The 21,260-nt window shown below is 44.6% G+C and carries 19 protein-coding genes and 2 pseudogenes; 12 read left to right on the forward strand and 9 right to left on the reverse strand.

The annotated features are described in order from the left end of the window. The first annotated feature begins 1 nt into the window (after position 1). Together AC58CZ_RS10690 and AC58CZ_RS10695 are read left to right on the forward strand one after the other, a co-directional pair. Positions 2 to 1,471 (forward strand): ATP-binding protein, encoded by a 1,470-nt coding sequence (locus AC58CZ_RS10690; RefSeq protein ID WP_093070875.1) that lies wholly within the window; start codon positions 2 to 4, stop codon positions 1,469 to 1,471. Between the two features lie 182 nt (positions 1,472 to 1,653). Beyond that, positions 1,654 to 1,815 (forward strand): annotated as a pseudogene (locus tag AC58CZ_RS10695) (IS3 family transposase); the annotation flags it as partial. A 39-nt stretch (positions 1,816 to 1,854) separates the two neighbouring features. On the opposite strand, the pseudogene AC58CZ_RS10700 reads toward AC58CZ_RS10695, so the two are convergent. Further along, positions 1,855 to 2,484 (reverse strand): annotated as a pseudogene (locus AC58CZ_RS10700) (IS3 family transposase); the annotation flags it as partial. Positions 2,485 to 2,730: 246 nt separating this feature from the next. On the opposite strand from AC58CZ_RS10700, the gene pqqA reads away from it, so the two are divergent. The 6 genes from pqqA to AC58CZ_RS10730 all read left to right on the forward strand — a co-directional run bounded on the left by pqqA (position 2,731) and on the right by AC58CZ_RS10730 (position 7,084). Next, positions 2,731 to 2,805, forward strand: a complete 75-nt coding sequence (gene pqqA / locus AC58CZ_RS10705) for a pyrroloquinoline quinone precursor peptide PqqA (protein WP_075107140.1) — start codon at positions 2,731 to 2,733, stop codon at positions 2,803 to 2,805. 79 nt (positions 2,806 to 2,884) lie between these two features. Then, positions 2,885 to 3,796, forward strand: coding sequence for a pyrroloquinoline quinone biosynthesis protein PqqB (gene pqqB, locus AC58CZ_RS10710; RefSeq protein ID WP_494224718.1), 912 nt, complete (start codon positions 2,885 to 2,887; stop codon positions 3,794 to 3,796). A 21-nt stretch (positions 3,797 to 3,817) separates the two neighbouring features. Continuing rightward, the gene (gene pqqC, locus AC58CZ_RS10715) at positions 3,818 to 4,585 is read left to right on the forward strand and encodes a pyrroloquinoline-quinone synthase PqqC (RefSeq protein ID WP_494224719.1); all 768 of its coding nucleotides are present in this window, start codon (positions 3,818 to 3,820) and stop codon (positions 4,583 to 4,585) included. Beyond that, a complete protein-coding gene (gene pqqD, locus AC58CZ_RS10720) occupies positions 4,582 to 4,878 on the forward strand; it encodes a pyrroloquinoline quinone biosynthesis peptide chaperone PqqD (RefSeq protein WP_494224720.1) in 297 nt (98 codons plus the stop codon). The genes pqqC and pqqD overlap by 4 nt, the downstream gene beginning before the upstream one ends. Further along, positions 4,875 to 6,032, forward strand: coding sequence for a pyrroloquinoline quinone biosynthesis protein PqqE (pqqE, locus tag AC58CZ_RS10725; RefSeq protein WP_494224721.1), 1,158 nt, complete (start codon positions 4,875 to 4,877; stop codon positions 6,030 to 6,032). The genes pqqD and pqqE overlap by 4 nt, the downstream gene beginning before the upstream one ends. Before the next feature lie 2 nt (positions 6,033 to 6,034). After that, entirely contained in the window at positions 6,035 to 7,084 is a 1,050-nt protein-coding gene (locus AC58CZ_RS10730; protein ID WP_494224722.1) for a membrane dipeptidase, read from the forward strand. Positions 7,085 to 7,387: 303 nt separating this feature from the next. Here the strand turns inward: AC58CZ_RS10730 and AC58CZ_RS10735 are convergent, their stop codons facing one another. From AC58CZ_RS10735 to AC58CZ_RS10760, 6 genes are all read right to left on the reverse strand, one after another. Then, entirely contained in the window at positions 7,388 to 7,771 is a 384-nt protein-coding gene (locus AC58CZ_RS10735) for a hypothetical protein (protein WP_494224723.1), read from the reverse strand. 421 nt (positions 7,772 to 8,192) lie between these two features. After that, entirely contained in the window at positions 8,193 to 9,242 is a 1,050-nt protein-coding gene (locus tag AC58CZ_RS10740; RefSeq protein WP_494224761.1) for a zinc-binding alcohol dehydrogenase family protein, read from the reverse strand. Positions 9,243 to 9,347: 105 nt separating this feature from the next. After that, complete coding sequence (locus AC58CZ_RS10745; RefSeq protein ID WP_494224724.1) at positions 9,348 to 10,202, reverse strand: SDR family NAD(P)-dependent oxidoreductase; 855 nt, start codon at positions 10,200 to 10,202, stop codon at positions 9,348 to 9,350. 318 nt (positions 10,203 to 10,520) lie between these two features. After that, entirely contained in the window at positions 10,521 to 11,648 is a 1,128-nt protein-coding gene (locus tag AC58CZ_RS10750) for a M14-type cytosolic carboxypeptidase (RefSeq protein ID WP_494224725.1), read from the reverse strand. Positions 11,649 to 11,971: 323 nt separating this feature from the next. Next, positions 11,972 to 12,796 carry a DODA-type extradiol aromatic ring-opening family dioxygenase gene (locus AC58CZ_RS10755; protein WP_494224726.1) on the reverse strand — a complete coding sequence of 275 codons (825 nt, stop codon included), beginning with the start codon at positions 12,794 to 12,796 and terminating at the stop codon, positions 11,972 to 11,974. A gap of 136 nt (positions 12,797 to 12,932) precedes the next feature. After that, the gene (locus AC58CZ_RS10760; protein WP_494224727.1) at positions 12,933 to 13,385 is read right to left on the reverse strand and encodes a DoxX family membrane protein; all 453 of its coding nucleotides are present in this window, start codon (positions 13,383 to 13,385) and stop codon (positions 12,933 to 12,935) included. 386 nt (positions 13,386 to 13,771) lie between these two features. Between AC58CZ_RS10760 and AC58CZ_RS10765 the strand changes: the two genes are divergently transcribed. The 3 genes from AC58CZ_RS10765 (at position 13,772) to AC58CZ_RS10775 (ending at position 16,328) form a co-directional block, all read left to right on the forward strand. Next, positions 13,772 to 14,767: a phosphatase PAP2 family protein gene (locus AC58CZ_RS10765; protein WP_494224728.1), complete on the forward strand. Its 996-nt coding sequence runs from the start codon at positions 13,772 to 13,774 to the stop codon at positions 14,765 to 14,767. 257 nt (positions 14,768 to 15,024) lie between these two features. After that, positions 15,025 to 15,294 carry an IS630 transposase-related protein gene (locus tag AC58CZ_RS10770; RefSeq protein ID WP_497413150.1) on the forward strand — a complete coding sequence of 90 codons (270 nt, stop codon included), beginning with the start codon at positions 15,025 to 15,027 and terminating at the stop codon, positions 15,292 to 15,294. Positions 15,295 to 15,296: 2 nt separating this feature from the next. Then, positions 15,297 to 16,328 carry an alpha/beta hydrolase-fold protein gene (locus AC58CZ_RS10775; protein WP_494224730.1) on the forward strand — a complete coding sequence of 344 codons (1,032 nt, stop codon included), beginning with the start codon at positions 15,297 to 15,299 and terminating at the stop codon, positions 16,326 to 16,328. A 3-nt stretch (positions 16,329 to 16,331) separates the two neighbouring features. Here AC58CZ_RS10775 and AC58CZ_RS10780 read toward each other — a convergent pair whose 3' ends face one another. Further along, entirely contained in the window at positions 16,332 to 18,725 is a 2,394-nt protein-coding gene (locus AC58CZ_RS10780; RefSeq protein ID WP_494224731.1) for a FepA family TonB-dependent siderophore receptor, read from the reverse strand. A gap of 410 nt (positions 18,726 to 19,135) precedes the next feature. Here AC58CZ_RS10780 and AC58CZ_RS10785 point away from each other — a divergent pair, with 410 nt between their 5' ends. Further along, positions 19,136 to 20,050: a LysR substrate-binding domain-containing protein gene (locus tag AC58CZ_RS10785; protein ID WP_494224732.1), complete on the forward strand. Its 915-nt coding sequence runs from the start codon at positions 19,136 to 19,138 to the stop codon at positions 20,048 to 20,050. A 145-nt stretch (positions 20,051 to 20,195) separates the two neighbouring features. Here AC58CZ_RS10785 and AC58CZ_RS10790 read toward each other — a convergent pair whose 3' ends face one another. Further along, the gene (locus tag AC58CZ_RS10790) at positions 20,196 to 21,191 is read right to left on the reverse strand and encodes a porin family protein (RefSeq protein ID WP_430284406.1); all 996 of its coding nucleotides are present in this window, start codon (positions 21,189 to 21,191) and stop codon (positions 20,196 to 20,198) included. Positions 21,192 to 21,260 lie beyond the last annotated feature (69 nt).

Raw genomic sequence — 21,260 nt, forward strand, 5'->3', positions numbered from 1 at the left:
TATGAAACATCGATTAGATAATCGACGCTTGCCTCTACTGTGGCGCACCGTTTTTCTACTCACTGTATTCGTGATTATCTCTCAAGTGATTATTTATGCATGGGTGCAGCGTTCTGTTAGTGGGCACTTTGAACAAATGGACTCTGAGATTCTCACGCATGCAGCTTTTAACCTGCGCAGAAGCATCAATAATGTTGATGCTCAGACAAAGTCAGCAGCAGCTTCAAAATCTCAGTCATTAACTAGCACCAATCATCTACATTCTTCTCAGCGTGATTATGACTTAAAGACTGTCATCGCAAATAAAAACGGTGCGCTATTATCTAGCGATCCAACCAGCTTTGCCAACGACCTACCTTCAGATTTCAGCTTGCCACAATTGTGGCAAGTCTATCGTGATCAACAATTCACGGTTGAGATAAAAAATAGAAATTACCGAGCCATCATCATCGAACACCAAGCGTTGTTGGCACTTATTGCCCTCCCCATCGATGTCCATCACCACTATCTCATCCATTTTAATCGTCAGCTTAGTATGATTTTATTCGCGATCACCTTACTACTGGTGTCAGTAACTGCATTCAGTGTGTACTGGGGGTTTGCACCTTTAGCCACTATCGTACAAAAAATGAAAAGAATTAACCCTGAAAGACTGGATGAAAGAATAACCGTCAGTGATATGCCTTTAGAGCTACGATCACTAGCACAATCTTATAATTCGATGATGGTCAAACTTGAGAGTAACTTTGAATCTTTGTCTCGGTTTTCAGATAATATTGCCCATGAACTCCGTACCCCAATAGCGACGCTTAGTACGCAAACGCAAGTCATGTTGAATAAGCCAAGAGATGGCAATGAATACATTGAGCAGCTACATCATCAACATGACACGTTAGAGCAGCTATCGGCTATGATTAATAATATGTTGCTGCTGGCAAAAACTCAAAAAGGCTTAAGTGAGTCGCAAATTGGTAATGTAAATACTGAGCGCTTAATGACTAAGCTCGTTGACTACTATGAAATGCTGGCCGAGGATCGTGAGATCACTTTTGAAAAATCGGGTGAATTTGTGACAGTAGTAGGTGATGAAGGTTTGCTTCAGCGATTATTTGCTAATCTGCTGTCAAATGCCATCTATTACGCTGCGAGTGCCAGTACTATCACAGTATCAGCTACCATCATTACCTCAGGCATCGGCCTTGATGGTTCAAAAGAAGAGGCTCTAGCCGCAAAACAACGATTGTTAAAAATCGTCCTAACTAATCGCTTAGACAAACCACTAGAGCAGAGTGAAGCTGAAAAGCTGTTTGAACGATTCTATCGTCATGATAAGACAAGCAGTCAACATTCAGGGACAGGGCTAGGATTGTCTATTGTTCGGGCTATCGCTCATGCCCATAAAGGCAAAGTAAATATTGCTATCAAAGATGAGTATTATTTTGAGGTCACTGTAGAGTTATTGCTGGCCTAGTATTGACTATCTTCTATGAAGCTTGGATTTTATGAACTTTAAAGATGGATGAATTAATAGAATGTTAAGATAGTAATAACAGTACCCTAGTGAGGACTTGAATATTGAACCGCCCCGGGATTGTCGGAGACTCAACGCTCCAAGAAAATACGACAATGAAAACATGAAACTATACCCCTGAAATGAAAGAGCGCGCCGTCTGTATACTAATTGAAACTAAAGACGACTACCCATCCACTTGGTCAGCCATCAAAGCCATAGCGCCAAAGATAGGTTGCACGCCTGAGACCCTACGATCATGGCATAAAAAGCACATTGATAAAACCATTCCTGCAAATATTCAAGGGAAATACCCCCAAATTTAAAACACCAAATAAGTAGAACTAAGCTGCCATATTAAGTTTCTGAATCGGCGTAAAGCCACCATTACCCATATTGGGTCTTTCGTTATTATAGTGATACAGCCAAGCTTCAGCCTGGTGCCGCACTTGATCTAAACTATCAAACAGTTCTTGATTAAGCCAATCATAACGCACTGTCTTATTAAATCGTTCAACATAAGCGTTTTGCTGAGGGTTGCCAGGCTCAATGTATTCGATAACGATACCTTGCTTAGTTGCCCAATCCTTTAAATCATTGCTGATATATTCAGGGCCATTATCACACCTGATTTGATTAGGCTTGCCTCGGTACTCTATAAGCTGGTTTAAACTGCGTATTACTCTTTGAGCCGGTAGTGAGAAATCAACCTCTATGTTTAATGCTTCACGGTTATGATCATCAATGACATTAAACAGTCTAATAGCACGACCATCAGTTAAGGCATCGTGCATAAAGTCCATACTCCAGCTTTGATTAATGCAAGTGGGCACAGCAAGCTTTTGCGGTTTGTCTCGCTTAATACGGCGTTTAGGCTTTATTCTAAGGTTTAATTCAAGCTCACGGTAGATGTGATAAACACGCTTATGGTTATAAGGCAGTCCCAGTACATTTCTTAGATATAAGAAGCGTAGCTTAACGTCAACAATTTATTCAACCAAAAATATCTTGCTGGCGAAAATTTTTTTGGATTAACGTATGGCGAGCCTTTAAATGTAGTCGGTAGAGTGACTTATCGCTTTTAGTCTAAATATTAGAGTGTGTTGAGTTTGAAAGTTAACATCTAACAAATTGACATTCAGGGTCGGCTTATAATACCATTGATAATTACTTTCATTCATCTCAACGATGGTCCTATAATAATTTTTTGGAGCAATCCCATGCAGTGGACTAAACCCGCTTTTCAAGACATCCGTATCGGTTTCGAAATCACTATGTATTTTGAAGCACGCTAAAAACTCATAGACCTGAATACATTAAAAGCCCTAGATGATTAGGGCTTTTACTTTTTTTGACATTTGGAAATATTGCGCTATGTATATTCACGTTTTAGGCTCAGCAGCGGGCGGCGGTTTTCCGCAGTGGAACTGTAACTGCGAAAACTGCCACGGCGTACGCCAAGGCACCATTGAAGCAAAGACCCGTACCCAGTCCTCGATCGCCATATCAGAAAATGGTGTTGACTGGATTTTGTTTAACGCTTCACCAGACATTCGCCAGCAGCTATTTGATTTTAAAGCGGCTCAGCCAGCGCGTCAATTGCGAGACACGGGCATCACCGATGTGGTATTGATGGACAGTCAGCTTGACCATACCACGGGATTGTTGACCCTACGTGAAGGCTGCCCCATCTCTGTTTGGTGTACGGACATGGTGCATGACGACCTCAGCACAGGATTTCCGCTCTTTAATATGCTAAAGCACTGGAATGGCGGCCTACAGTACAATCAAATCGACCCAAAACAGCGCTTTCAAATTGACGATTACAGCAATTTAGAGCTAACGCCTTTGGTGATTAGAAGCTCAGCGCCGCCGTATTCGCCGCATCGTAACGACCCTCATGATGGCGATAATATCGCGCTGATTGTGAAAGATTTAAAAACACAAAAGCAGCTGTTCTACGCGCCAGGCTTGGGCAAAATTGATGATGAAGTGATGCAAATCATGAAAGCGTCTGATTGCGTGATGATTGACGGTACGCTATGGACAGACAACGAGATGCAAGAGCGCGGCGTTGGCACTAAAACGGGCCAAGACATGGGGCATTTGCACATCAGTGGTGACGATGGATCACTGCATTATCTCGATCAGCTCGACAATGCTCGCAAAGTGCTCATTCATATTAATAACACCAACCCGATATTAAATGAGCAATCAGAGCAAGCGGCGACCTTAAAACAGCACGGCGTTGAAGTGGCGTTCGATGGCATGCAGATAGAACTGTAAGACAAACAGTAAGGCAATCCTATGACAACAATAACAGAAGACAATATCGCCTTAAGCCCAGAAACGTTTGAACAAGCGATTATGGCAAAAGGTCAGTATTATCATATCCACCATCCTTTTCATATCATGATGCACGAAGGGCGCGCGACGCAGCAGCAAATCCAAGCGTGGGTCGCCAATCGGTTTTATTACCAAATCAATATCCCGCTAAAAGACGCGGCAATCATGGCGAATTGCCCTGACCAGCGTGTGCGTCAAGAATGGATTCAGCGCATGATTGATCAAGACGGTGTATATCCTGATGGCGGCGGGCGCGAAGCGTGGCTCGGTTTGGCAGAAGCGGTCGGTCTGACACGTGAACAGGTCATTTCTGAAGAGTTGGTCTTGCCAGGTGTGCGCTTTGCGGTTGATGCTTATGTCAACTTTGCGCGCCGCGCTACATGGCGTGAGGCCGCTAGTAGCTCATTGACCGAGCTGTTTGCCCCGCAGATTCACCAATCACGCTTAGAGTCTTGGCCCAAGCACTACCCTTGGATCAAAGAAGAAGGCTATACCTATTTTCGCTCGCGCTTGAGTCAAGCGCGCCGTGATGTTGAGCATGGCCTGACCATTACCCTAGACTCATTCAAAACGGCAGAGCAGCAAGAACGCATGCTTGAGATATTACAATTTAAACTCGATATTTTATGGACGATATTGGATGCCTTGAGCCTCGCTTATGTCCATGACCAAGCGCCTTATCAAAGCGTCACCACTGACCATGTCTGGCATAAAGGATTGTTCAAATGAGTATACCCGCGAGTTTACCTGAGCTGGATCAATCTCTGGTTCCCACATGGCGTCATGGCTATCGCTTTCAGTTTGAGCCAGCACAAGAAGCTTATGTCCTGCTCTACCCTGAAGGGATGATAAAACTCAATGACAGCGCCAGTATCATTGGACAACATATCGATGGCACCGCATCGGTTGCTGATATTATCCAAAAGGTGCAAGCCATGTTTGGCGACGTGCCTGAAATCGAGCAAGACATTATCGAATATATGCTGGTCGCCCAGCGTGAACATTGGATTGATTTAGTATGACTGCACCCGTCGGACTGCCGCTATGGTTACTTGCTGAGTTGACCTATCGCTGCCCCTTACAATGCCCGTATTGCTCAAACCCCATTGATTATGCTCAGTATAAAGACGAGCTGACGACACAGGAATGGTTTGATGTGTTTGATCAAGCGCGGCAAATGGGCGCGGTGCAGCTGGGGTTTTCTGGCGGTGAGCCACTGGTGCGTCAAGACCTAGAAGAGCTGGTCGCTTATGCGCACAAGCAAGGTTTTTATACTAACCTCATTACTTCAGGTATGGGACTGACTGAAGCACGCATTGCCAGTCTAAAAGAAGCAGGCCTACAGCATATTCAGATCAGCTTCCAAGCCAGTGATCCATCGGTGAACAATGCATTGGCAGGCTCCAAACATGCTTTTGAGCAAAAGTATGAGATGTCACGTCTGGTCAAAAAATACGACTATCCGATGGTGCTTAACTTTGTGATTCATCGGCAAAACATTGATCAGATTGACCAGATTATTGATCTGTGTTTAGAGCTGGAAGCGGATACGGTTGAATTGGCTATCTGCCAGTTTTATGGTTGGGCGTTTGCAAATATCGAAGGCCTACTACCGACTAAAGAACAAGTGGTACGCGCCGAACGCATCACCAATGAATATCGCAAAAAAATCGAAGCACGTGGTATCAAATGCAAACTCATTTTTGTGGTGCCTGATTACTATGAAGAACGGCCAAAACCTTGTATGGATGGCTGGGGTAAGATTTTCTTGACCGTGGCACCTGATGGCACTGCCCTACCTTGTCATGCTGCCAGACAGCTGCCTATGGATTTTCCTAATGTCAGGCAGACGCCATTAAAAGACATCTGGTATGACTCAGACAGCTTCAATCACTTTCGCGGTGATGAATGGATGCCTGACATGTGCCAAAGCTGCCCCGATAAAGAGCGCGATTATGGCGGCTGCCGTTGCCAAGCGTTTATGCTGACGGGCGATGCCAAAAACGCCGATCCTGTGTGCGGCAAATCACCTTATCATTATCTGATCGAGGAAGCACGTGTTAATAGCGAGACGCCAACTCCGTTTGAAGAGCTGCGCTTTAGGAACCCTAAAAATTCTAAACGATTAAGTATGAGTCAAGAGCAACTGATTCCCACGCGTATGGTCACGGATTAATGATGAATAACCAGCCTATAATTTTTGATGGTCATAATGATCTGTTAACCCGCCTATGGCTAAGCTCTGCTGACGATCCGGTGCATGATTTTATTTATGGCACACTACCGGGACATTTAGATTTAAAGCGTTGCCGACGAGCAAGATGGATGGGCGGCTTGTTTTCTATTTTCTTACCGCCCTACGCTTATGTGAAAAAAAACCATCCTGATAAGTTATCCAACCCGTCAAACTCAGACTTCACTCCGCAAGAAATCGTTGATATTTGCTGTGCGCAACTAGAACTTGCTCAGCAATTGCAGGCGCGATCAAACGGTCAGATTCAGATCTGTACGTCTGTTGCACAAATAAAAGCCTGTCAGCAGAACCAGCAACTGGCCATCGTGCTGCATGTCGAAGGCGCGGAGTTTTTAGCTATTGAGCCTGACTTGCTGGATGTGTTTTATGAGGCAGGACTCAGAAGCATTGGCCCACTGTGGAATAGAAAAAGCCTATTTGGTGATGGTTTAAATGCGTCTTTTCCGCATTCGCCAGACACAGGCTCTGGTCTAACTCGCGAAGGTAAAGACCTTATTTTGGTATGCCGTGATAAGCATATGCTGATTGATGTATCGCATATGAACGAGCGCGCGTTTTGGGATACGTTAGAGACTGCAGATCAGCCCATTGTCGCAACGCATTCCAATGCACACGCCTTATGCGCGCAAGCAAGAAACCTAACTGATCGACAACTGGCTGCCATTAAACAAAATGGTGGTCTGGTTGGGGTGAACTTCGACGTGGCGTTTCTACGTGCGGATGGGCAGCGAGATACGCAGACCTCACTTGATGTGATCGTCGATCATCTTGCTTATCTGATAGACCATCTAGGCGAAGATCACGTTGGCTTCGGCTCTGATTTTGATGGTTGTCTATTACCTGATGAATTGTCTGATATCAGTCAAATCTCTAAGCTGATTGAGCGGATGCAACAACGGCACTTCTCTGATGCGCTTATTGAAAAGATCACGTCAAAAAATTGGTTTGCTGTGTTGGATGAGATATGGCAGTGATGGTTTATATCTTTGGATACCGCGAAATAAAATATCTATATCGATGCGTATTGCTCTAAGAGTTGGATATAGTCGAACCACTATTAAAGTGTTACAGCGTTAGACTCGTTTAGCCTACTACTGTAGTACTTGCACTCGTCTGCCTTGTACCACTTTTAATATTTGTTGACTATAACGGGTATGAATTTCTCCTGACTCCCAAGGTACTTTTTCATACTATTTACTATTAAAAATATAAAGCCTAACTGATTACGTTAGGGTTTATGATAAAAATTATCAAGCGTTAAGCCTCATTTTCATCGGTCAAGTACCACTCCATAAACTCATAGAAGCTATCCCAATGCGGTAATGTACCGTCCCGTCCGCTAGCTGCTGTAGTTGACCAATATTAAAATTCCATACACTATCATCTTCTATATTGTACAAATAGCCCCCTTCACCTTCGCCTGTACTGAATAGAATATAGTTCTTAGGAACTTCCCAAACCTCATGTGCGAATTTTACTCTAAGGATGAAACTTCTGGTCGGTAAGGGATCAACTATTTCATCGACACCAGAACGACTATTCAAAAATCTTAAAAAATATTTTGTATATAATTTAAAAAAACCACTGTCCTTTTTAACACCATATTCTAAAAGAATATTTTCTGTACTTTCTTTCTTTTCAATTTTTTTTGCATTAGACATGCAGCATGCTTTTTTTCAGATAACAACTTTTCCACTGTATTGAATGAACTCACATTAATCTCCTTGGAGTTGGTTTAAACGATCTTTCCAATATTGACCTTTATCTTTATCAAAAACCTCACGATTATCTGGATGACTGTTGTTTCCATAAGCTTGCCACTCTCTTTTTCATATTATTTAATCATTTCGGTTTGTTTGCGATGCATGTCAATTTTTATTCCTGAGTCTATTTTCTCATATTCAACACCCATCTCTTCAATCTCATCAGTAGAATAGCGCTTTTGGTTACCCTGCGTGACGGAAGTACTATTAGCTATTGAAGTACGACTAATTATATAACCACACCAACACAAAAAAACCATCTTAGCTAGGATGGTTTTATATTTTGATTTTAAGATTATACTTTCTAAAACTATAATCCCTACACAGGCCAACCTTCTAATACAATCTTGCCATGTGCTTGCTGGTTTTCTAGCATTTGATGCGCGTGACGTACATTTTCAGCCGTGATAGTGCCAAGATGATAGGCAACGGTGGTTTTGATCTTGCCTGCATCAATCATGTTGGCGACGTCCGTCAATAAGCGATGCTGCTCAATCATATCTGGCGTATGGAACATAGATCGCGTAAACATAAACTCCCAATGTAAGCTCAGACATTTAGTTTTAAGCGCCCTAGCGTCTAGTGAGTCAGGATCATCGATGAGCCCTAATTTACCTTGTGGCTTTAAGCATTTGATGATTTCTTCATAATGCTCTTCGGTGTTGTTTAGACTGATGACATAATCCACCTCAGTGATACCTGTCTTCTGTAGCTCATCAAACAGTGGGTTACGATGATTGATAACATGATCTGCGCCTAAATCCTTTAACCACTGTACGCTCTCATCTCGTGATGCAGTACCGATAATCGTGGCAGAAGTTCGCATTTTTAATAACTGCGTTAAGATAGAACCAACGCCGCCTGCCGCACCAATGACTAATATTGAGACGTCATTAGCACTCTCATCACTACCGTTTTTATCTGCCGAATTATTAGTAACAGGTACTTGCAGGCGCTCAAATAACATCTCCCAAGCCGTGATCGTGGTGAGTGGTAATGCTGCCGCTTCTGCAAATGACAACGATGCTGGCATACACCCAACGATGCGTTCATCAACCAGTTGATACTCAGCATTACTGCCCGAACGAGTCAAATCCCCTGCGTAATAGACCTTATCCCCGACTGAGAATAGGCTTACCTCGTCACCAATCGCTGTCACGATGCCCGCTGCATCCCAACCAATCACTGCATACTCACCCTCTGGTGCAGGACGCGATTGACGGATCTTATAATCCACTGGGTTGACGGAGATGGCTTTGACCTCTACCAGAATATCGTGACCTGATGCAGTTGGCTTATCAAGGGTAATGTCCTGTAGCGCTTGTTCGTTATCGATAGCTAGGTTGTCTTGATAGCCAATGGCTTTTATTGTCTGATTTTGCATTGTTTTTATTCCTAATAATAAATAAATTGAACAGAACTCTTATGTGGGCAGTACTAAAATACATAGCGATTAACAGGAGGTAATATATTTTTAATATAACGACTGTAACACCTGCTGTGTTTGGTTTTCTAGCTCTGCAATGGCTTCTTTGTCTAACGCATCGGCATGCGGTTGGCCAAATTCGCCCCTAGCATCGCCATGTGTACCATCTTTGATATCGTTGTCAAAGTATTTACCCGTGTCACTAGCGAACTCGTCCGAGACAGCCAATGCCGTTAAGATATTTGCGCCTTTATCTGCTGATGACCAGTGATGACCATACGCTTCGTCAACCATCTTGGTGTTCAGCAGTGAGCCTGGGTTAACAGCGATCACATTGATACCATCGCTAGCGACTCTATCTGCCAAATCCATACTCCACATCGTGAGTGCCAGCTTACTTTGCGCATAGGCAGCTTTGTCATCGAGACGCTCTTGTCCTACAAATGCCTTATATGATATTGGAGCTTGAGCAGCCGAGCTCAGATTCACAATGCGCGCTTTACTAGATTGCTTGAGTAACGGTAATAAAGCATTGGTCAGCTCATAAGGCGCTAGGTAATTGACCACAAAGCGTACGTCCAAACCATCTTTAGTCATCGCTGATGCCGCGGTATAAATCCCTGCGTTGTTTATCAATACATCCAGCTTTGGTAGCTTTTCATTGACGTCTGTGGCCATCTTGAGTACAGCCGTTAAGTCAGAGAAATCAGCGACAAATCCATCAATATGATCTACCGCATCGCCTGTTGCCACTGCTTGAACTTCTGCAATGACGCTGGCAAGTTTGTCAGCATCGCGGCCATGCAGGTACACTTGATGCCCAGCCTCTGCTAGCTTTAAAGCAGCCAACTTACCAATGCCATCTGTGCTACCGGTAATTAAAATTGTTTTAGTTTTACTCATGATTGCAACCATCCTGATTATTTGATTATTTGATTATTTGATTATTTGATTATTTAACTTATGGTTATATTATTAGGTACACGCTACATTTTATCCGCCGTCCTGGTATCCATTGTTATGAAAGTGTTGTACTTCATACAGCCACTATTGATCATTTTTCAGTATTATTTTAAAAGTGGCGAACGCTTTATATAATTGTTTACTATAGGAAAATCATAACTATACACATAAATATCTGATAAATAAAAAACGCTAGTAAGTGAGTACTTACTAGCGTTTGAACAACGACTGTCTATCTAAATCTTCAGTTAGCGTCAATTAACGTAAATCATCAACGACGGCTAGCATGGCGATAAGCGATGCTTCCCCTAACTGAATAGAACGCTCTGGTGACCAGCCCATCTCTGTATCAGGTAGATTATCGTTGTCTTTAAATGGCATCTCTAAGGTATTGGCAAGACAATCAAAACGCTCAGCGACCCAATGGGTTGCCAGTGTCATGTTCGCCTCACCTGGCGCATCAATCTCATAGCCGACCTCGGTCTGAAAGTCAGCACTGGCTAATTTCAATACGTCTGAGAACCGATCGCGTAGATGTGCGAGGCGCTCGTTATAACTCGGGGTTCCTTGAGAGCCAGCAAGAAACGCATAAGGCAATGCTTCATCGCCATGCACATCATAAAACAGATCAACGCCCGTCTCTTCCATCTTCTTGATTACATGAAACACTTCAGGGCTTTTGTCCAAGCTTGGACTCGCCCACTCACGGTTTAGGTTCGTACCTGCGGCGTTCGTACGTAGATGCCCGCGTACACTGCCATCAGGATTCATATTGGGCACGATATAGAAATTGGCTTTTTCTAATAATTGTCTACCCGTTGCATTATCACTATCTAACAAGCTATAGAGCAAACCTTCGACCAGCCATTCGGCCATCGTTTCACCTGGATGCTGACGCGCAGTGATCCAAATATTGCGTTTATTAGTATCGCCATCACCAATTTTGACCAAAGTAAGGTCACGCTTATCCAGCGTGTTGCCTAAATGCTCTAATGTCACTAGCGGATGTGTCTGTACAGCGGCTAATAAATCTTGATGACGCTCATAGCTATAAGGGGCAAAATAAGCAATTTGAATGGTCTCGCACGCCAGCTCTGCCACGATGGTTAATTTGCCATCTTGATAAGAAGTAGGCAAACGAAACCAATGCTGACGATCGTAGGAAGCGACTGCTTGATAATTCTCCCACCCTTCGAGATAGGAAGCCTCCCCTGCATTCATAATATTGAGAACGTACTTCTCTCCAACCTCGCCAGAGAGACGGAAGTTAAACCATTGAAAAAATTCTTCGCCAACGTCTGGACGAATGGCGAGCTGAATATTATTTTTATCTTCTATATTAAGTACGTCAATATTACCTGCGTCAAAATTGGCAGTGATACGCATGATCGCTCCTTGATGGGTTGTGATGAGTGGATTTGATAAGCTCAATTGAGGCATAAAGACATATGATAGTCTGTTTTATGCTAGATATGGGCCAATCTAATATAGTAGAACCTCAATAAAATTGATACAGCATAGGAAACGCGCTCGATTAAACGCTACTTTTCTTGCTTGCTGTGACTGCGTCTCCAGAGGCTGCGAAAAATAGCGTTTAATCTTGCTATACCATTTTTATAATGGTTTCACTATACAGTAGCGTATTATTTTATTGGTCATCACGCCCTCTTTTTCAAGTGTTCAGCTGAATGGCGTTCTCTACTTGGACTTTATCCAAACTGAAAAGCAGATAGCTGCGTTTTTAGCACTTGCTCAGAGTAAATTTTATCCCCCTTATCATTGCCTGCTGCACCTGCTGCCACCATCAGCGGTAGCAAATGCTCCTCTGCGCCTAATGGATGTGAGGCTGTTGCATAAGGGGCTTTTGACCAGTTAGCTAGTGCTGACCATCGCGTCTCCCAATCCGCTGCAACAATATCGGTCAGCCAGTCGTCAAAGCGCTCTGACGGTGCGGTAAATTTTGCATCACCATAGCCGCGCATATTATGAAAACTCATACCGCTACCAATAATCAACACCCCCTCTTGGCGTAATGATTGCAAGGCTTGACCTGCTGCCAGATGCGCTTCTGGGTCGAGATCATTACGTAGTGACATCTGTACTACAGGAATATCTGCCTCAGGGAACATTACCTTTAACGGTATAAAGACGCCGTGATCAAAACCGCGTGACGCATCTTGCATATTCGCTATACCTGCCTCAGTTAGCATTTTACTGACCCGTTCGGCCAGCACTGGCGCACCTGATGCCGGGTAAGTCAAATCATAAGTATGCTCAGGAAAGCCATAATAATCGTAAATCAGATCAGGTTTTGCGCCAGAGGTGATACGAAATTCAGGCGTCTGCCAATGGCCGCTAATGATTAAAATAGCCTTTGGTCGCTCAGGTAATCGAGTGGTAATGCTCGCTAAAAAACTTGCCATACCGTCCCATGTATCCGCAGGTTGCCAATCCATAAAAAAACAAGGTCCTGCGCCATGCGGTATAAAGAATACAGGCAGGCTTACTACCTCGTTAGATGCGTATATGCTCATCACTTTCTCCTTGTCACTTTTATAAGATGGTTTTATTGGTTGATATGAAGCGGTTAATGTAAGTCATGACGATCTTGAAGGTGACACTTTTTTAGCGTTACTGATAGCCATTAAAGGTAACTATTACACAATCCGCTTAAGCTCGCCCTAGATTTTTTGATAATACCTTGTCCATACTTATCGCACCGCCACCTTGTACCATCAGTGCCAGCAGCGCTACCATCAAGGTCAATGCATATTCGTAGCCGCCATTGGCAATGAATAAGCCACTACCGATATGGACAGAAAAAATAGCAACTAACATCGTAAAAGCGGCGATCAATGCTGCAGGTCTCGTTAATAATCCTAATACTAACGCAAGACCACCAAAAAACTCAGCACCGCCTGCTAAGATAGCCATCAGGTAGCCGGGCTCCAACCCTATACTGCTCAACCAGCCTGCCGTACCTGCCAGCCCATTGCCGCCAAACCAGCCAAATAGCTTTTGCGCGCCATGTGCCATCAAAATTAGGCCCACAGGTACACGAAGGATTAAGGCAGCAGTGCCAGCTTTCGATGTTAAAACTCTATTTAATAATGAGGATTGCATTGATGAGTACTCCATAACGTAGTAGTAAGATAAAGTGTTTAGATATTGGTATAAACATACTTTACTATCATCGTTATGGAAGAGTAAGCCAATTTATATTGAATAATTATCAACGTAGTGTTGTTAATTGGTTGGACACCAAGACTATCAAACCTAGTAACGGTCTGAAGAAAAGAGTCTGGTCATTCATCTCATCAATGGGGTTTTTCTGTATTGACACACCGTAAACAAAAGCAGACAGCAACCATCAATAGGTCTGCTACAGTAGCAGCCGCTTTTGATTTAGTATTTGGTATCTAGTATTCGGCATTTACTATTTGGCGCGTTGCCAAGCCACCTCCATCTGTCCCATTTTTATGACGCACGACACTAGGGCTTCTCTGTTCATGATCGCATTTATACAAGAAAACCAGCAGTTATTCAGTTTGGCGATGGCGCTATTGTTCATCGTTGTTTTCTTGTGGGTGCTGCAATATGTATTGATTCATTATGGCAAGCCCGCGCTCAGTCTGATCTCACGCGGGGAGCTGTGGCTGCGTAGACATATCGCCCGCCTACCCTTGATCACACGTTTACAGCACAAATACCCTGTGTTGTTTGGCTTTATCACCAAGCGCTTTGCCCGTGGTCATTTTTCTGGGTTGATACTCACGGTTTTAACGCTGCTCAATGTATATATTTTGGCAGTGTTTGCAGGCTTGGTTGAGGATGTGGTGCAGGCCGACTCTATCGTGACCACTGATTTGTTTGTATCGCAGCATATGAGCGTACTGCGCGAGTCTGGGATCATAGATATCTTTGTGTTGATCACCAGTTTGGGCTCTACGCCCGTCACTTGTCTGATTATCGTACTGACTGCCATTTTATGTATGGTGGCGCGCCAGCCTTACGTCATTATCGGGCTACTGGTCTCAACCATCGGCAGCACAGCCTTTACCTTTGTGAACAAAATGGTGTTTCAGCGCGCACGCCCTGTCGATATTTTGTTGCATGAGCATACCTACTCATTCCCAAGTGGTCATGCGACGGTCAGCATCGCGCTCTATGGCTTTTTGGGTTATATGGCGATTCGTTTTAGCAGTCGCTTTGTTCATCAAGTCCGGCTGCTCTCACTGGCTGTTTTGCTGTGTGTGCTGATTGGACTGAGTAGAATTGTGTTAAACGAGCACTATCTGAGTGATGTGCTGGGCGGGTTTTTGGTGGGGTCACTGTGGCTGATCATTGCGATCAGTGTGACGGAGTGGCTGACCGCAAAGGGCAAGATTAATTGGCGCATGTCATGGTCAAAAGGACAAATCTCACTGGTATGGCTGGGCGTCATCATGGTGTTTGTCGCCACACTGATTTATGCCAATATGTATCAGTTTCCACTGTTTGGGTAGAGTTCTAATTTGAGTTTACAAGTTATCGCTTCATAAAGTTAACCTTATGATAGGATGTGTATACACACTTTCCCTCTCAAAGGGATCATTTCAACTTTTTAATATTTCGATCAGAAAACTCAGAAATTGATAAAATTCGGAACTGATTCACTCTTGAACGATGAAACGGCTGGTTACCAGCCAAGAAGCCAGAAACAGCCAGATAAGGAGCACCCATAGCTTCTAGTGCATCTTTAGCTAGACCTCCCCAAACAACTATGACTTACTCCCTAGATTACCGCAAACAAGTTCTTAAAAGCTTAAATGAGGGTATGACCTTTGCCGAAGCTGCTGTTTTCTATGATATTAGTCCAACGACCATACAGAAGTGGAAAAAGCGTCTTCATAGTAAAACCACTCGAGACATCACTCCCGACAAAATAGAGGATGAAGCCTTAGCTCAAGATGTCAAAGACCACCCTGACGATTATCATGATGAGCGAGCCCAGCGTTTTAATTGCAGTCCAACAGGCATCAAGAAAAGATAGATATGCCAAAACTTCAGGCAATATTTGCCATGACAAGAGTTATCTTGGTAGCAGTAACTTTGGTAGGAGTAATGATGTCACCAAGCGCCGCTAAGCCTGACTTGACCAAAATGGTAGATATGAGCTTATTGACTGCTACAGATACTGGGTATCGCTTCGTATCTCATACCTTTAGGGCACCTGCAGCAAAAATACTCTCTGCAAACGAAACCGATACTCAGTCAAAATCGCTGCAAGCCTATGCAGTCGCTCGCTATTATCAAGTATGGTTAGCGATCCCCGAGCAGCCACTCTCTACAGACTCTACAACAGACTCTGGCTCTGTAAAAACGCCCAGTAAGGTGCTGTATATGCTGGATGGCAATGCAGCTATTGATGATGTAGACAAGGATACGCTGCGATTACTAGCCAAATCTGAGACGCCAAACACCGCCCCCGCCTTGGTCTTTATAGGCTACCAGACGCCTTATCGTTTTGATGTGACGGCCAGAGCGTATGACTATACGCCGCCTCTATACGCGCGCCCTGCAAAGGCTTTTCAAGAAAAAGGTAGAGAGCGATTAAATGGCGGTGCAGCACACTTTTATGAGTTGATTGAAAAACAAATAAAGCCGTGGGTATATGGTCAGTTGGGCGATATACCAGAGCAAGAGGCCATCTGGGGGCACTCTTATGGTGGTCTGTTTGTCTTATATAGCTTATTTGAGCATCCAGACTCTTACCAGCAGTATTTTAGTGCAGACCCTTCGTTATGGTGGAACGACGGAGAGATACTGACCTATTGGCGCTCGTATCGGGACCTTGCTAAAGCGCAGCCTGCGCAGCTCGCTACAAGCAGCCCATTACAGCTCACTTTTAGTCGCGCCTCAAAGCAAAGCGCGATGCCTGACATCACGCCTACTGTGCTGAATAAAAAAGAGTTCGCTAAAGAAGTTTGTGATCACTTTGACAAGCATTGTCGTTATCAGTTTTATGATCAATCACATGGTGAGGTATTTACCACCTCTTTATTAGAGAGCCTAAAGCGTTTTTAACCATTAAAAATCAACACTCACATCAAACACATAAGTACGGCCAGGCTCATTAAAAGTACGTGCACCAGCATTCGTAGCGGTACCCTCACGATAAACACCCGTATCAAATAAGTTTTTGACCCCAGCGCCAATAGTGATATCGTCTGTCAGATCATAACGGGTGCTCACGTTGGCGATCGCATAGGGTTTACGATCAAGCTTGGGTGTGCTTAGAGCGTCGCCAGTCGTGACAGATATTTCAGGGGCTTCGATGGGGCCGTAGTAGCTGACACCAAGGTTTGTATTCCAGCGCGGGGTGATGTCCCAATCGACATTGGAGTTCATGGTATATTTTGGAATCAAGGACAATGGCTCACCGTTGTCTTTACGCTCTGAGCGGATATTGCCCGTCATATTAGTCGACCAAGTGACCGTATCTGTGACTGGCACTTTGACAAACCCTTCCAGACCTTCGATGATTGCCTCTCCCTGGTTTTCCCATTGAAACACAGAACGATCGGCGGCGATACCGTCAGCGACCACGCCAACCACACCCACACGCTCTACTCCAGCGCCGATACGATTGTCGTAGTCGTTGCGATAGTAAGTCAAGCCAGCGTTCAGGCCAGTCTCATCCTTATAGGTAAAGGTCAGCTCCTTATTCCAAGAGGTCTCATGATCCAGCTCAGGATTGCCCAAGACATAACAGCCCCGTTGATCAGTAGGTACGCTGGCTGGGCAGCCATTACTACGCGTGTAATAGATATAGTTCGGATCCAGCTGATAGAGTGACGGCGCTTTGAACGCGCGACTGGCTCCTGCTTTTACCGACCAATCAGGGCTAAAATTCCAAGTGGTATTAAGGCTGGGTGACCAATTACTACCTGCCTGATCATGATAATCAAAACGCAAACCAGGAGTGATATACCAGTCAGGGGTGATTTGGTAATTGTCTTCTAAATACGCACCAACCAGATATGACTCTGTCTTTGCATCACGCTTGGATGGATCAGCCACGGTCTCGCCAAAATCAAAACCCTCATCAAACGTCAAGGTCGACACCAGCGGATTATCCAATTGCTCACCGCGGAATTCCGCACCTGCCGTCACGGTATGACGGTCAAAGTAGACGTCCCATTCAGATTTTGCATTTAGTGTGTCATAGGTCGCTTTTGTCCAATTATACTCAGCCTCTCCTTCAGGTTGCGAGATTTCACCTTCGTAACGACCAGCGTTGCCTTCATTCAGACGCTCATTAATCGTGCGCGTATATTCTAGATAGCTATTGCTACTGGTATTCTCATAGTCACCGCGGTGGGTCAATGCCGCACCATAACGCTCCATCTTATTGGTCTCCTGACCTGCCAGCGCATTGACTAAGTCATCATTGACGGTCTGAAACTGTGAGTCGCCCGCCCAGCGGTTACTTTGATTGCTATAATTCACCTCAAACCCAACGGTATTCATCGCATCCATCGCGTATTCAAACAGCTGGCGAGCATCTATATTTTCTACCCCTTCACGCCCTGCTGCCACCGAAGCGGAGGGACCGCCGCGACCATCGACAACCTGAGCATCGTCGGCATTGATATAAGGATCGTCCCCTTCGCTCTCGTGATAGCCAAGCGTGGTACGAAAGGAAAGCTTATCACTCAATGGGCCTGCCATATTGATATTGGTGCGCCAGTCTTTGCCCTCAAGATCGCTCTCTGGCATCTCGTAATGCCCTGTGACAGAAAACTCTTCTTTGTCAGGTGATTTGGTGATGATATTGACGACCCCGCCCATACTACCTGAGCCATAACGAGCGGCAGCTGGACCACGCAACACTTCGATGCGATCAATGGCGCTTGGTGGTACCCATTGTGAGTCGCCGCGCGTATCTTGCTCGCTGCCACGACCCGGACGCACCGCGTTACGTGACGTCACTGGACGACCATCGATCAGAATAAGCGTGTTGTTTGGCCCCATACCGCGCAGATCGATTTGACGCTGATTGCCACGTTGACCCGAAGTGGACGACCCTGACAGGTTCACACCCGGCATTTTGCGCACGATCTCTGAGATATCATTAGACAATGAAGCCTTCTCAATCGCCTCTTCACCAATCACTGATAGACCCGGCGCTTGTACCAACTCATCCCTAGCGGCACGTACGACAATGGTATCTAGCGTGGTACTGGGTAGCGCTGCTTGTTTATCAAGGCTTTTTTGATCGAGACCTTGCTCATCAAGACCTTGCTCATCAAGACTTTGCTCATCGGTAGTTTGTGTCACGTCATTCTCAGCAGCAACAGCAGTCGTGCTAAGGATAGAGGCAATGGCAATGCTTAATAGGGCTTGACTGGTTGCTAAGCGTGGCAGCTTTTGTGAACGAAAATGATTTTTATCATTAGAAGGTGTTGATAGTATCGGCATAAATCACAATCCTGAAAGTACTTGGTTTTATCAATATCGTCAGCGTTACCAAAAAAAGGCTTTTACAGCGCATTGACTACGCTTGTCAAAAAGCTAAGACGAGCTGCCTTTATTTCAATTGATATAAGCCCAATGGCGAATGTATTGATATAGATCACATCTCAAAAGCAGCGATAGTAAAATATGGTTCGCTACTTAGTAATAAAGCATGCACACTTTAGCAACATTATAAAAATAATACAAACAATAATGAAAATTATTATCATTTATATTAACTAGAAACAATTTAGATGAAAAATCAACGCTGCCATCCAAAGTCAATAGAACGCACGACTTTACTATCGGTGAAGCAACAGCGTAAGATGACTGACGAGAGAATATTGATAACCGCTGGAAGGAAAACCTGAATAATGGATAGAATTGATGCGATGCGGGCGTTTGTATCAGTGGTGATTGAGGGCAGTTTTAGCAATGCCGCTACAGCCATGCAACTGTCGCCGCAGTTGGTGAGCAAATATGTGTCAAAGCTAGAAGAGCGACTGGATATACGCTTACTGAACCGCACGACCCGTAAAGTCAGTCTGACGGAAGCAGGTACTCACTATTTCGAGCATGCACAGCAAGTGTTACTCAGTATCGATGATATGGAGTCCAAATTAGGTGGGTTTCAGCAGAACCCAAAAGGCACATTGAGAATAAGCGCGCCTGTGTCCTTTGCACTAAAACATATGGCAAAATTGGTCACGGATTTTCAGACACGTTATCCTTCGGTCAATGTCGATTTGCAGCTGAACGACCGCAAAGTAGATATCGTTGAAGAAGGATTTGATGTGGCGCTGCGCATCGGTCAGCTCAAAAGCTCGTCACTGATTGCCAAGCAAATTGCGCCTGTCCGCGTCATCTTGTGTGCTTCCCCTGCCTATCTAGACAAATATGGCGTGCCTAGCAAACCTGAAGACCTAAAAAACCATCGGTATTTGCATTACAGTTATATGGAAAAATACGGCAAAGAAGATATTTATCAGTGGCTAGATACCACCAATCAGCCAAACTCAGAGCTGAGCAGTAATAACGGAGATTTGCTTGTCAATGCGGCAGTGGCTGGCGCTGGAATAGCATTACAGCCCACGTTTATTGCAAGCGAAGCACTGAGTAAAGGGAAGCTTATGATGGTGTTACCTGATTACGAACCCGAGACATTGGGGTTGTATGCGGTGTACGCCCATCGAAAGCTGTTGCCACACAAAATTAGGTGTTTTATTGATTTTATCGAAGGATATTACGGTTCACCGCCCTATTGGGATGAATCGATACAACACTTGTAGATAACTATTAGCGACCCTTACCAAAACACCCCATGCATTGATAAATGTCTAGGGTGTTGTTTAATGCGCTTGGTAGCATGACAAGTCTATCGTGAGCTATATTATAAATATCATTAAAAATAGCACCCCTCTCAATTCATCACTCTCAAAACTCGTATTTGGCCATCACTTCTATTTGCTGACCTGCTGGCATCCATGGAAAGGTCGTCGCACTTTGCTCTCGCCACTCAATTCCCAAATCCAAATCTGGCAGATACTCATAGATAAGATTGGCGCTTTTGACATTGGCAGAGGTATTTGCCGCGTCATCGACATTGACCTCACCATAACGCAAGTTGCCACGCAGTTTTTGAGAGAACTGATGCTTATAACCAACACTATAACCTGTCTGAGAGATCAGTTTGCCATCTTCAGCGTCACAATCGGCACCGCCATTCATAATAAGCGGCCCGCCCACACATATGGCAGAATAAGCACCCATGCCTTTACCATTGAACACACTACCATGAAGCGAATGCTCTCCCAAAGCCAGCTTGCCTGCTAAAGACACGCCGACGCCTACATCCGAGTCCTCTCCGTTCTCAGCCTCACGCGCCGTGACAGCGACATTATAGTCGAGATTGGCTATCTTATCTTTGTAACTGACCACCATGTCAGGCAGGCTGGCATCGTCATACACAGGGTCTTGAGCGGTAAAACGCAGCCCCTTGTAAGTGTAATGCACCGTCAAATCTGGACGAATGTATGAGCCGCCACCGGAGGCTGTGCCGATACCTGTTCCCCAAAAATCAAGCTGCTCGGTGGAGAGGGGTGCAACGGCTAAAAATTGACCGTTCCACGTTTTACCCACTGTCAGATCATCCACTTGCACATAAGCATGGCGCAAGCGCAGGTTGGATCCGCCCTTGGCATAATCCCCATAAAAATCGCCTTCAATAAAACCTGTGAGCTTTTTATCCTCCACAGACTTGGTCGTCTTCACATTAATACGTGACTGGCGTAAGTTTCCTTTAAATTCTGAATCTCCCTCATCAGGCGAATTAAATGCCCCTTCTGCTTTGATATAACCCCCGATACTCAATGTTGTATCGCCCGTTGTCACAATATCGATCGCTTGCGCAGATGCGCAGGTTGCTACCATAGCCAATCCTATAGATAGCCTTTTTGTATAAAGCATCATTCCTCTCTTCCCTGTTATATGTTGATATCC

This window comes from Psychrobacter sp. CR212 (assembly GCF_059693765.1).